Raw genomic sequence first — 13541 nt, forward strand, 5'->3', positions numbered from 1 at the left:
GCTTCTTTTAAATTGTCATTGAAAACAATGTCGTTTCAGGCGTTTTTCTTTTTAGTCTTAAGTCAAATGCCATACAGATGTTGCGCACATACGGTTTTCCTTTTTCGGTGACAATAATTTTGCTGTCGTTTATAATTAGTAAACCGTCTTTTTCCATTTCTTCTAGCTGAAGTAAAATTTCAGGAATCTCTGGAACATAATTATCGGAATCATCCCAACTGGTTTCAAATTGGCACATTAGATTCAAAATATGTCTTCTGATAATCAGATCTTCAGCGGATAATAAATGACCTCTATACACTGGTAATTTATCTGATTCTAATATTTTGTAATATTCTTCCAGAGTTTTGACATTTTGAGCAAAGCTGTACCAGCTGTCACTTATCGCTGAAACACCCAAGCCAATCATTAATTGAGTTTTTGATGAGCTATAGCCCATGAAGTTCCGGTGCAGTTTTTTGTCTTCAAACGAATGGTATAAACTGTCTGATTTTAATGCAAAATGATCCATGCCAATTTCATAATATTCATTTTCAAAGAGTAATTCTTTCCCAATTTCGTATAGTTTTCTTTTGGCATCGTCTTTAGGGATATCCTCATCATGAAAACCGCGCTGTCCGTTTCCTTTTATCCACGGTACATGGGCATAACTGTAAAACGCTAATCTGTCGGGCTGTAGAGAGTTTGTTTTTTCGATGGTATCAATCACATCTTCTACTTCCTGAAAAGGCAGACCAAATATAATATCGTGTCCGATGGAAGTGTAGCCTATTCTTTTTGCCCAAAAAGTAACTTTGGCAACATTGTGAAAAGGCTGTATTCTATGGATGGCTTTTTGTACTTTTTCAGAATAATCCTGAACACCAAAACTCACTCTTCTGAAACCCAAATCATATAATTTTTGCAAATGGGCAAGAGTTGTGTTATTGGGATGGCCTTCAAAACTGAATTCATAACCCTCAGCTTTTTCGGCTAGTGAAAATATTCCGTTTATTAATTTTTCAAGGCTTTCTATGGAGAAAAATGTTGGTGTTCCTCCGCCCAAATGGATTTCTTTAATTTTGGGTTTTTTGCCTAAGATATCGCGGTAAAGCGTCCATTCTTTTAGAACAGCCTCAATATATGGATTTTCGACATTGTGATTTTTGGTGATGCGCTTGTTGCAGCCGCAAAAGGTGCATAAGCTTTCGCAAAAAGGCAGATGGATATATAGACTAATACCTTCTTTGTCATTGCTTTCCAGAAATGATTTTTTAAGGGTTTGAAGCCATATTTCATTGGTAAATCCCGACTCATCCCAATAAGGAACTGTAGGGTAGCTTGTATAACGAGGACCAGGTACATTGTATTTTTGAATTAGTGAAGTTTTCATAATTTCGCATTTAATGTAAATGACAAAATTAGGCTGACTTTTTATGGATTAAAATGATAATTGTCATATTTTTTTGTAGCTATATACTGAAAAACAGGCTCTTTTGAGCCTATTCGTAGATTTGTTATATACTTTCATTGATTAAAACAACCCATTTTTTTGCCAGTTTATGATCTTCAAATAAACAATTAAAGTCTAAAAAATGATTATCAATATTGTAAATTGGAATCATTTTTTTTTCATAGTGTCTTTATGAATCAGCTCTATTTCAACTTTTGAAATTGTACCTAATCTGCTTTAAGTTGTTTCCAATAAGCTGCACAGAAGAATGTTTGATAAATCCACAAAATAAACGTCTTCTTTTTTATATGAAATAAAAAAAGCCTCAAACGGATTAAGGTTTGAGGCTGGTTTTTTTAGATTATAATTAGCTGGATAATAAGTTACTAAGAGTTTAAATGACAATTAAGTTAACTTTAAAGGATTAAAAAATTAGACATTAAGTCATTTTGAATTTTATTAGGATCTATTCTTGACCTAAATTTCTCAATTGTTTTAGTTTTTCTTTCCAAACATCAAGGCTTTCTTTGTGAATAGCAATGTTTTTTCGAACTTCCAATACGATTGAATTTTCTTTTTTCGCATTTTTTGTATTGGTGAAAAACTGAATGTTATTTTCCAGTTGGAAAATTTCGTTTTGAACCTCTTCAATTTTGCGCATTAGGAAAATTTTCTCGTTGTCCAGTTTTCTAGTGTCATTGCTTTCAGAAAGATTTTCCATTCTGTTGGAGAAACGCATCATTTCGGTATCTTTTTTGCTCAGGCTTAATTTTTCAAATAAAGCATCCAGAATTTTGTTGAATTTTCCTTCGATATGTCTTCTTGGGAACGGAACTTTACCAAAATTTTTCCAAGTTTCAATATGTAGTTTGATGGCATCCAAATCAGTTTTGTGATCTCCTGTTAATTGGAATTCTCTCAACGTTTCCAAGTAGGCTTTCTTTTTATCAAAAGCTTCTACTTCGTCAACATTTTCAACACTTTTGTGTTCTTTTAATTTGTCGAAATAATGGTTGCACGCTTCTCTAAATTCGTTCCAGATTTTGTCTGAATATTTTCTTGGAACGTGGCCTATTTTTTTCCAATCTTCCTGAATCTGCTTCATGATAGGAGTAGTACTGGCAAAATCAACACTTTCCTGTAATTCTTTGGCTTTCTTTACTAAAGCGATTTTTTTGTTCAGGTTATCGTTTTGATCTTTTTTGATGTCTTTGTAAAAAGAATTTTTAAAGCTGTTGAAGTTTCTAACGGCTGTTTTGAAAGCGGCCCAAGTGGCTTCATTTACATCCGAAGGTACTTTTCCAGCAGAGAAAAATTCTGAACGTAAGGCTTCCACTTTTTCGATTTGGGCTAGCCATTGAGAGTGGGCATTCACTTTTTCGGTTGCCAATACTTCGATTTTGGCAATAATTTCTTTTTTCTTTTCTAGATTTTCAAGTTCGGTTCCTCTTAAGTTCTCAAACAAAACTTCACGTTTATCGTGCATTTTTTTTGTCAGTTCGCTGAATTGATTCCAGATTTCATCACGATATTCTCTGGAAACGGGACCAATATCCTCTTTCCAGATGCGGTGTAAATCCTGAAGCTCTCTAAAAGCTTTATTGATATCAGCTTCTTTAAGCAGTTCTTCAACACGGGCAACGATTTTTTGTTTTTGCTCCAGATTGTATTTGAAATCAATATCCCTTGCTTCTCTGTCTAAGTGCAGGTAATCGTAAAAATTCTCAACATGGAAATGGTAATTATTCCAAACGTGATTGTATTTGTCTTTTGGAATAGAGCCAGCATTTTTCCATCGCTCTCTTAATTCATTAAAATGATTTAAAGTGTCCTTGATGTTCGCTTGCGGATTGATTAATTCTTTTAGTTCTTCTACGATGGCTAATCTAACTTCTAAATTAGTTTTTAGATTTGACTGCAGACTTTTAAAATGAACATTTTTATTGTCTTTGAAGATGGTGTAATATTGGTCGAACTTAGATTTTAAAGGAGAATGATATTGAAATTCTTCGTTAGGATCTTGATTTTCCTGGTTGAATTCTTCTCTTTTCTCTTCGATAAGGTGATTGTATTTGGCTAAAAAAGCTTTTCGGATTTCCTCAACATGTTCTTTAATAGACATTACTTTTTCATTGGTAACCAAATTCTTCAGTTCGCTTACAAGCGTATCCATTGGTAATGCTTCATAATCAAGCATCGGAATATCATGGCGTTCTTTTAACGTTTCATCTTCACTTTCTTCAGCATTTGTCTCTGCTATGGCATCAATTGCATTTTGCTTTTCGTCTGTTTCGCTTTCATTCGAAATAACTGTTTCAGAAACAGGATCTACTGTGTTTTCCTCTGCTACAGCATCACTGATTACATTTTCTGCTGCTACAGACGCGTCTGATTGAACTGTTTCCTGCAATTCATTAGTTGTGTTTCCATCTGTCAAATTTTCTTGAATTGACAGGTTATCGTTCTTTTCTTCTAACATTTTATAAATGTATAAGGTTTTTATTTTTCGAATGCGAAAGATACTAAAGGTGCGTCAGAATACAAAATAAAAGTTTTATTTATAGTCTAGTTATGCGGAAAATTCTTTCTTTTAAGGCGTTATTTGATTTGATTCTAGTTTATGGATTAGCTTTTTGAAGTTTTGATGCAAGTTGTGAATTGCTTTCAAAATTGTATTTTAGCTTATAATTCCCAACAATGCCTAAATCGGCTTTGATACAATTAAAGTTGTGAATTGCTTTCAAAATTGTATTTTAGCTTATAATTCCCAACTAACCGCTAAATCGTTATAAGCCTGAGTCAGTTGTGAATTGCTTTCAAAATTGTATTTTAGCTTATAATTCCCAACAAGAGCAATTATTTAAAGCTTTTAGAGAGTGTTGTGAATTGCTTTCAAAATTGTATTTTAGCTTATAATTCCCAACTTTTATTCAGTCAAATTTCACCAACTTCTAGTTGTGAATTGCTTTCAAAATTGTATTTTAGCTTATAATTCCCAACTAATACTCGGCAACTGTTAAGTCATTGTAGGTTGTGAATTGCTTTCAAAATTGTATTTTAGCTTATAATTCCCAACTTTTAAAATTTCCACATAATAGAGTATGAGTTGTGAATTGCTTTCAAAATTGTATTTTAGCTTATAATTCCCAACGAAGAACTTCCTAGCCATTTACCGCTTTCAGTTGTGAATTGCTTTCAAAATTGTATTTTAGCTTATAATTCCCAACAAATTACGGTAAAGATGGGCGTTCGGGCGGTTGTGAATTGCTTTCAAAATTGTATTTTAGCTTATAATTCCCAACCCATCCTGCAACGCTGTAGCAGGACTCATTGTTGTGAATTGCTTTCAAAATTGTATTTTAGCTTATAATTCCCAACTGACATTGTTTAATACATAAACCTCCACTAGTTGTGAATTGCTTTCAAAATTGTATTTTAGCTTATAATTCCCAACAGATGCGTTGTTAACTAGATCTATGCCGTTGTTGTGAATTGCTTTCAAAATTGTATTTTAGCTTATAATTCCCAACTCGTCTTTAGCCGTGAGCAGTAACGCAACTGTTGTGAATTGCTTTCAAAATTGTATTTTAGCTTATAATTCCCAACATCTGCATTGCAGAACCTCCCGCCAAAGCAGTTGTGAATTGCTTTCAAAATTGTATTTTAGCTTATAATTCCCAACCTCCTGATTTTTTAGTCCATTGATATTCCGTTGTGAATTGCTTTCAAAATTGTATTTTAGCTTATAATTCCCAACATACCGCGATTTAATCGTTTGATATGTTGGTAGTTATGAGTTTGTTTTGAAATTGAAATGAAGCGGTGTTTCTTTGTTGTAGTACAGCTAGTTAGTCTTTTTTCTAATCCTGTTGCTGTTAAAATAATTCCAATTGTTGTGAAGGTTTATCAGTTTCTACCGGTTTTTTGCCATAAAAAAGCTCCATCATTCCAAATTGTTTATCGGTTATTTGCATCACACCAATTTTGCCGTGTTCGGGGAGGTTGTTTTTAATTCTTTTGGTGTGAACCTCGGCATTTTCTCTACTGGCACAAAAACGCATATAGATGGAAAATTGAAACATAGAATAACCATCGTCTAATAATTTCTTGCGAAATGTACTGGCAATTTTACGCTCTTTGCGTGTTTCGGTGGGCAGATCAAAAAAGACTAATATCCACAAACTTCTATATTGGTTTAAACGGGTATAATGTTCGTCATACATAAACAGGGTATAAAATTTTCCTTGCTGTTCCTTCAAAACATTCATGTAAGGAATGTGTGGTTCTGCTCATTGCGACCATCAATGGACTGTTTTTCCCGTCTATAAACACATCAATAGTGGCAATACTTAACAATTGTTTTTTGATTTCGATAGTTAATTCGTCATAACTATCTTCGGTTTCCATAATGTGACAAACAATCAAATCGACATAAGGTCTATAAGGCTCCATAATATCATCGGCAAGGCAATAGGCATTGTATTTGTTGCGATGAAAGATGCCTAAAGTGGGTAACATTCCAGAACTGACAATAGCTCTTGCCGTAATGGCTCGTAAAATGGCATAGCCATAATTCAATAAATTATTAGGAGGAATTCCTTTTTGTCCTCTGGTGAAATTTTCTATAGGGATGAGGTTCTGCCAATAAAAAACTGCCGCTCTGGATTCATGATTGAGTGAATCTCCCGATGTAACTTCTTTTGCCCAAAGTTCCATTTTTCGGCATGGGATTCCTTTTTCTTTGAGCAGTCCTGCTTGATTTATAATTTTGGCACTAATGGTTTGTTGCCACAAGTTTTTTTTGAGTGGAACAGAAGCATTAATTTGGTTTTTAAATCGCTCCGTTTGTTCCGTATGCCCGTTCAGTGGCATTAATAATCCAATAGGCAAATGATATTGGTCACAATTGATCAATGCCACATTATTATTAGTCAGTTTTTCGAGTAAACCACTGGTAATTGTAATTTGTTGGTTTTCCAGAACGATAACGCCAATATCTTCAATAGCAACGGTTTTAGTCTCTTGTTCCTTGTCAGGGTAAGAGATTACGATTTGTTCATTTTTGGTGCTCAAATAAGCGGGGTTGCCGAAGAAAAGAGTTCGTTTTATCATTTTTTAGATTTAAAAAAACATTGAATTGCCTCTAGGTTTTGAATTGCCTTCAGCTTTAGCTGGAGGGATAATATTTTGGCTAAAGCCCATCTCGATTATTTTATATTTTGTTGAATGGGCTAAAGCCCAATCCTATTTGATTTTTTGAATTCATTCCAATTTTATAATCGTTACATCTTTAGAATTCCCTCCAGCTTTAGCTGGAGGGATGATAATTGATTTTTAAAAATGGTTTTAGCCAAATTCTATTCTTTTTGAAATTGATATTTAGCCATAAATTCATCATATTCTTCTTGAAAGGTTTGTTTGCTATGGTGCTCTTCTTGGTTTTTAATGTAATTTCTAACTTTATTAACCATAGATTCCGAGACAGAAACCGCAAAATATTCATCTTGCCATTTAAATTTATCTAAACACAATTTGTTTTTGTTAATCCAAAATGAAGACTCTCCTTTAATCAGTTGTATTGTCTTTTGAATGGTTTGATCGGCACCCAAAGAAACCAGACAATGACAATGATCAGAATATCCATTAACAAAATCTACAAAAATTCCTTTCTCTTTGGCGTTTTCTTTGATATGATGCCAAACTTTTTGTCTTAATTCTTTATTGTCCAAAAAAGGAATTCTGTTTTTTGTGCTCCAAACAAAATGGATGTAGGTTTTGATAAAAGGCATAATAGGTTATTTAAATTGCATATTATTTTTCAATTGCTCATTTTTGAATTGCCTCCAGCTTTAGCTGGAGGAATATAATAATTGATTTTTAAATAGGCTTTAGCCGAGATATTTTGGCTAAAGCTTATTTGGATTGTTTTACATTGTTGAATGGGCTAAAGCCCAATCCTATTGAACTCACCTAATTTTTGAAAATAATTTCGTAAAATAATTTTCCATGTTTGTTCATTAATTTTTCAAAAATTTGTATTCGGTCTGGGATTGTTGCCACTTTATTGACATTGGCAATGATATAGCCATCGTCGTCAAAAACATTTTCTATTTTTAGTATTTTATCATTTAATGTAGCTTCCAGATCTGAAACTTCAATGTCTTTTGGAATGGAATTCTTTTGGATTACCATTCTGGATTCGTTTATTACCGTTTCCATTTCTTGACCGTTGTCAAAGGAATAATGGATTAAATCATAAACGATATCGGTAGAACTATTATTAACTAAAGTTTCATAAAACTGTTCGCCGTTTAAAATTTCATTTTCGTCATCAAGATATATTCTTGTGTAGGTGTTGTGATTTGATTTTAGCGTATAGTATTTGGGAGTTTCCAGTAGGGTGTAAGGTTCAATATTTTCTTGAGTTTGATTGTCTTTAATTTCGGTCATTGCATAAATAGCAACATATATGCTTTCCCAATCCGAAGCATTAGGTTCTATATGAGTTATTTCGGCTTGTAAATCCAATAATTTGGTATCGAGTAAAACACTCAACACTTCATTGCTCTCCATTGGAATAAATCCAATTTTTTGATTGTTGAAATGCAATGCTATCGCACAAGGATCGTATTCATTATCGGGTTCATGAACCATTTCGAGCAAACCACTACTGTTGATTTGATTAACTATTTTTGGTCCTTCATAATATTGAAACCCTCTTACAAAACATTGTAAAAGATAAACTTTTTGGTATTGCTTGACCATTTCCAGTGGAAGGGAAGCAATGCCATAAAAGCCAATTAAATTTCTTAGGAAGTTGCCTCTTGTCATTTGATTATTTTTATTTTTTCTGAATTGCCTCCATTTTCAAATGGAGAGATTTTAAATTGGTCTCTAATTAGGCTTTAGCCGAAATGTTTTGGCTAAAGCCTATTTGGATTGTTTTACATTGTTGAATGGGTTAAAACCCATTCCTATTGATTCTTGCAATAATAATTTATCATCGAATGATTCTTTTAATTTTTCCAAGTCTATCAACTTCTAGTTTTAGACATAAAGATTTTATCATTAATCCTTCAATAGATTTTTCCATTTTATTTAAGGCTGAAAATTCCATTTTATCTACAATTGATGAAGCTATAGTGTTTGAAACAAAAAAGGCTTGATTTCCAGTAAAACTTACCATTTTAAATACCCTTTGCGATTGCTCTTTTGATAGTTTATTGAAATTTAGGAGCGTTAAATTATCCTTTTCATCTTCTGTTGGTATATAAACTAAATCATTTGGAGACAAAGTAAATAAAAGACGATTTCCGTTTTCATCTATTTCTAGAGCAGAACTTAATCCTTGTTTTTGTCTTTCGATTACTTCGTTGAAGGGAATGGTTTTATAGTTCCGTTTTCCGTTTTCATCCTGATAAATTGCGAAAAATAAGTTTGTTCCTTTGGCCGCTTCAACATATTTACTTGCTTTGTTTCCTGTTTGTCCGAGACTAAATTTGCCACCCTCTTCAAAAACTCTAACTTTTTTTATGGGTTGATGTTTTTTACCATTATTTAAAGCCGTGATATTTTTATTTAACTCATCTAAACCATTTTCGGAAAAAGCAACTTCGTATGCTGGGTTTTTTTTACCATTTTCATCAATTGCATTTTGATAAATTTCTTGTTGAAGATGATTTAATAGAATTTTTTGAATACCAGTATCAGTTATTTTCTCGATTCTTTTTTCATCAAAAGTAATATCAAGTGCTTTTCTTGTCGCAGTTGCTCCATTTTCACCTCCAATAGTTTCATAAATTTGTACTTTATCTATAGCTTTTCCATCAATTATTATAGGGAAAGCTTTAAGGTATTTTTTCAAACCTTCTTTATTGTTTGGATATTTTTCAGTTTTTTCCTTCAATTGTTTTTTAACTTCCTTATCGACAATCAACTCTATTTGCTCAATAGCATTGGTAATAGTAATAAGACTTTGTTTAATTCGTTTTAGGAATACTTTTCCACTTACGGTTTCTGCGTGCATTGGTTTTCTAATCGCCCAGTTATCTCCTCTTACTTGTCTGGTTGTGATTTTTTTCATTGCACCGTCTTCTTCTTTCCAAACTTGATACTTGTTTATCGTTTTATTGATAACTCTAGTGTTTTGTTTGAAACTGATAATGGTTTGATTCAACTCGTCTTCTACTTTTTTTGTAAAATTCTCCCAAGGTTTGTGAAATTCTTTTGCTACTTTTTGTGTTTTTCCATTAATCTGAATTTCTTCAATTAGGCGTAGTTTAGAGACCAATGAATAATTTGTTCTTTCTGAATTGATAGAATTTAAATAATTGACATGTTCTTTTGTCACACAAGCAATTACCAAAGCATCTAAAGCGTGATGGCGATGGTCAATTCTTTTTTTAGAAAAACCTTTTGCAATTGCATCTGGTACTGTGGTTTGAAAAACTTGTTTTCCAGTGTTTCCAAATTCGTCTTTTTTGAGTTCTAATTTACCAAAATCACTTGAATTAGTAATCGCATTCAAACGTTCAAAACGAGGTGTAATTATGTTATTCCAGACATCATTCAAACCCCAATCTTGTTTCATTCTTGAAGTGATTGACCCATTCAAAGAAACGATATGTTTTGAGGTTACTTCCCGTTCATCTTCTTCTCGAACTATTTTGCTTAAAAGATTCTTTACTATTTTACTTATGTATTTAGTGTCATTTAATTGTCTTTCGATAAACTTTTCTGGAATTTCCTCGCTTAATAATCGTTTTTGCTTGTTTTTATTTTTGCTGTAATAACTAGTGATATGTTGGTTGTAGGCTTCTTTAGTAAAAATTTTAACTGTTTTTCCGCCGGTTAAGGTTACGATTCTATTTTCGTTTTTTTGAATGAATTCTAGAGCAGTCATATTGCTTTTAAGTTCATTAACTTCAGATTCGCAGATAACTTTATTGGATAAGGAATCATCAAATAATCTTGATTGTGGAATAATATGCTCGATTTGATATTTTGTTGTAAATAAATCACTCAACGGTATTAGTTTTCCTGTATATGGCGAAATATAACCTTGTTCCATCCAAAGTTTATATTTGATAATTTCAGAAGGTGTTGGTTTTGCATTTTTTCTGATTTTATCAACTTCCTCTAATTTTTCTTTTCTGATTTCACTGCTATAAACTCCTTCTTCGTAAATTTTTAAAATCTCTTGTTGGCTTGGAGAATAGGGGCGAACATCATTTATACCGTCATTTTTCAATTCCGTTAAAATGGCTTTGATTCGTAAGTTTGTATTTTCGTTTTGATTTATATTATCAGTAATTCTTTTTCTATCTGCAGAATTGTTTTTCATTTCACGCCCCAATTCAATATGGATTTCATTAAAGAAATTTTCTTTTCCCCCTCCATAATGTTGCCAAATATCTTTTACCACTCGTAAAGTTTCTGTAATGACTTGCTCTACAATTGGATTACGGAGTGAATGTTGCTTGAAATCATACTTTAAAAAGTGTTCAATATCTGCAGGAGTTTTCCATTTTGAAACATCACTATCTTCACTATGTCTATCATATATTAAATAGGATGCTTGATAGGTATTTAAACCTTTATTGAATTCAATACAATTTATAAAACTTTTTAAGACTTGTTTCGGAATATCACTGTCAGATACTTTTTCAAGTATCGATGTGTCATAATTTATAGATTCCAATCTTTCTTTAATGGCACTTATTTTGGTTGTAACTTTATCAGAAATTGCATCTTGACTCCAAGTTTCATCTCTTCTCATTAAAGTCAATAATTTCTTTATCGCTTTTTCAGAATAAGAACCATAATCTTTTTTATACGGCTTTATTTTTGAAAAATTCAATACGAATTCATTTGGCAAATTATGTCGTTTAGCAAAAGTTGTAATTGCTTTTGTAATTTCAATTTTATCAGTAACAGAATATAAAATGTGCCATAAATCTTGGGTGTTTTTGGCGTCAAAAAAAGTTTTATCAACATCAATTTTTGCAATGATATTCAAAAATTGATTTCTTGTTTCGTTACAAGGGTATATTTTGTCTTCAACAAAATTCCATCTAAATTTATCTTCTTTTAGTTTGAATTTTGGATACGCTAAAAATTGTTTTTGATTGATTTCAGCTTTGTCATTTAACCAATTGAATAATTCTACTAAATCATCTTCCGCTTTTAAATAATCAATTGTTACATCAATATCATTAGCGATTTCTTTTTTGAAAATTTTAAGGTTTTTTACAAATTGTAATAGTCTAAATTCTTGAAAAATTGGATTTGATTTAGCAATACATTTCAAAGGTTTTAAAATTTGCTTTCCATTGCTATCTTTTACCAAAACACCTTTTTTATCTTTAATTGGACTGAATTCTAAACTACAATCACTGATTAATGAAGTTTTACTTTTAAGCGGACGTTGATAAAAGATAATGTCATCCAAAAACAAATAGTCAAAACCTCTGTCTTTAATATTATTTTTATGAGAATCATTATGTTTATACAATTCATCAATACATTTTTTATAGAGATTTCTATCCTTTAAAGTAGTTGAATGAAATTCAATTTGAGTTTTAAGAATTTTAGATAGTTCCTCTTTATAAAACTTTCTTTCAATTGTTCTAACTAATTCTCCTTTTATTTTTTGATTTGGGTTTTTAAGTAAATTATCATAAATGAAAGTACCAACTGATTTTTTACTTTGATTTATTGTTTGTTCTGTTCTAATTTTCTCTAATCCCCAATCGTCTTCTTTTGGAGACCTGAAACTTCTCTTTTCCTCATTGTCTTTGTTGAGTTTAATAGTTCCATTATCATTTAATTCGGTAGTAACAATAAAATTCTTTTGTCTACCAACCCAGTCAAACAATGCTATTTTGCTTTCTCGTTTGTAAATCCAACCATTTTCAAGAATTACGTTATACCATATACCTGATTTTCCTTTTTCTCTTTCAATTACATCAACAACCACAAGAGTATGAAATTCCTCGAGTTTATTTTTGTTTTCTTCCTGTTCTTCACCACGCAATTGATAATAGCCTCTTTTTTGATTGAAATTCAATACTATCCAAGCTAGTTCTTCTTTGGATATTTTTTCGGTTAAAGCTTTTTTTCTTAAATAATAAATTGTCCAATCATAGGGAACTTGTTTTAAATCAGGATTTGTTAATTGAAATTCCGAAAGCATTTCTTGGTGACTTTCTAAAAATAAAAATTGGTTCTTACCATTTTCATTTTTATAAAAAGATAATTTTTCTTCTCTTTCAGGTTTAAATTGCCCAAATTTTTTATCAAAATCGATTGCTTCAGAATAATGTTTGGGTAGAAAATCAAGGATATTTAAAACTCGATGCAGTCGCTCTCTTCTCAATAAAAAACGTTGGACTAATCTTCTTGTTCCTCTATATTTAGTTCTTTCAGCAGTTTGGGATATAGAAACACCACTATCAAATTTACCAAGTACATCTTGGCTCATAGGGATTATTCTACTGCCTAATCCTTCAATGTTTCCAAGTTTATTGTCGAAGTCATTATTGGTTAACGCCCACCCAATACTATTTGTACCTAAATCTAATCCTAATATTTTTTTCATATTCTTGTCTGTTTTGTCCCTTTATAATTAACAAATTTAATAAATATTTATTTCTTATCTATTGTAAATATAAAATTAGTTTCTATATTTGCATTGAAGTTCGAGATTTGATGATCAGAAATTGTGAGATAATAGGTCCAAACTATTGTCTGGCTTATTTTAAGTCGACTTCTTTAATTCATTCTATTTAAAGTTTTAAATTACAATAGATAGTTGTGAATTGCTTTTAAAATTGTGAGCAAGGGTTGAAAACCCTTGCTTTTTTATTTTTCACCACCTCATCCTAATATTTTCTTCATTTTTAAACTATATTTTATAATGATTTTTCTCGTTATCTAAATTAATCTTTAAATTTAATTAAAAGGAAATTAATTACTTTACGGAAAACCTCATTCAAATAATAATTTTTTTGTTGTATTATTGCAGTACAATTTTGAAGCAATTCACAATAAGGATTATTCCGTTGTGAAAACATTCAAAGCGGTGTAGTTATTCATAACTACATCGCTT

At 31.5% G+C, this 13541-nt stretch carries 7 protein-coding genes and 1 CRISPR repeat array; all 7 genes read right to left on the reverse strand.

Features of this window, described 5'->3' with window-relative positions:
* Nucleotides 1–7 precede the first annotated feature (7 nt).
* The 7 genes from hemN to cas9 all read right to left on the reverse strand — a co-directional run bounded on the left by hemN (nucleotide 8) and on the right by cas9 (nucleotide 13031).
* Nucleotides 8–1372, reverse strand: coding sequence for an oxygen-independent coproporphyrinogen III oxidase (hemN, locus tag CLU83_RS01755; protein ID WP_100430025.1), 1365 nt, complete (start codon nucleotides 1370–1372; stop codon nucleotides 8–10).
* A gap of 526 nt (nucleotides 1373–1898) precedes the next feature.
* The gene (locus CLU83_RS01760; protein ID WP_100430026.1) at nucleotides 1899–3911 is read right to left on the reverse strand and encodes a DUF349 domain-containing protein; all 2013 of its coding nucleotides are present in this window, start codon (nucleotides 3909–3911) and stop codon (nucleotides 1899–1901) included.
* A 171-nt stretch (nucleotides 3912–4082) separates the two neighbouring features.
* A CRISPR array of direct repeats spans nucleotides 4083–5189; the repeat unit is 46 nt; unit sequence GTTGTGAATTGCTTTCAAAATTGTATTTTAGCTTATAATTCCCAAC.
* Nucleotides 5190–5307: 118 nt separating this feature from the next.
* On the reverse strand, nucleotides 5308–5655 hold the full coding sequence (cas2, locus tag CLU83_RS01765; RefSeq protein ID WP_100430027.1) for a CRISPR-associated endonuclease Cas2: 348 nt from the start codon (nucleotides 5653–5655) through the stop codon (nucleotides 5308–5310).
* Nucleotides 5648–6544 carry a type II CRISPR-associated endonuclease Cas1 gene (cas1, locus tag CLU83_RS01770; protein WP_100430028.1) on the reverse strand — a complete coding sequence of 299 codons (897 nt, stop codon included), beginning with the start codon at nucleotides 6542–6544 and terminating at the stop codon, nucleotides 5648–5650. Before cas1 ends, cas2 begins: the two co-directional genes overlap by 8 nt.
* 245 nt (nucleotides 6545–6789) lie before the next feature.
* Nucleotides 6790–7221, reverse strand: a complete 432-nt coding sequence (tnpA, locus tag CLU83_RS01775) for an IS200/IS605 family transposase (protein ID WP_100430029.1) — start codon at nucleotides 7219–7221, stop codon at nucleotides 6790–6792.
* A 181-nt stretch (nucleotides 7222–7402) separates the two neighbouring features.
* On the reverse strand, nucleotides 7403–8263 hold the full coding sequence (locus tag CLU83_RS01780) for an HIRAN domain-containing protein (RefSeq protein ID WP_100430030.1): 861 nt from the start codon (nucleotides 8261–8263) through the stop codon (nucleotides 7403–7405).
* A 169-nt stretch (nucleotides 8264–8432) separates the two neighbouring features.
* Nucleotides 8433–13031: a type II CRISPR RNA-guided endonuclease Cas9 gene (cas9, locus tag CLU83_RS01785; RefSeq protein ID WP_100430031.1), complete on the reverse strand. Its 4599-nt coding sequence runs from the start codon at nucleotides 13029–13031 to the stop codon at nucleotides 8433–8435.
* Nucleotides 13032–13541 lie beyond the last annotated feature (510 nt).

It is taken from the genome of Flavobacterium sp. 1, from assembly GCF_002797935.1.
Classification (GTDB): domain Bacteria; phylum Bacteroidota; class Bacteroidia; order Flavobacteriales; family Flavobacteriaceae; genus Flavobacterium.

Bases quoted from the DNA above. Each gene is read 5' to 3' on its own strand.
- hemN (WP_100430025.1), bottom strand. From the start codon at position 1,372: ATGAAAACTTCACTAATTCAAAAATACAATGTACCTGGTCCTCGTTAT.
- CLU83_RS01760 (WP_100430026.1), bottom strand. From the start codon at position 3,911: ATGTTAGAAGAAAAGAACGATAACCTGTCAATTCAAGAAAATTTGACA.
- cas2 (WP_100430027.1), bottom strand. From the start codon at position 5,655: ATGTATGACGAACATTATACCCGTTTAAACCAATATAGAAGTTTGTGG.
- cas1 (WP_100430028.1), bottom strand. From the start codon at position 6,544: ATGATAAAACGAACTCTTTTCTTCGGCAACCCCGCTTATTTGAGCACC.
- tnpA (WP_100430029.1), bottom strand. From the start codon at position 7,221: ATGCCTTTTATCAAAACCTACATCCATTTTGTTTGGAGCACAAAAAAC.
- CLU83_RS01780 (WP_100430030.1), bottom strand. From the start codon at position 8,263: ATGACAAGAGGCAACTTCCTAAGAAATTTAATTGGCTTTTATGGCATT.
- cas9 (WP_100430031.1), bottom strand. From the start codon at position 13,031: ATGAAAAAAATATTAGGATTAGATTTAGGTACAAATAGTATTGGGTGG.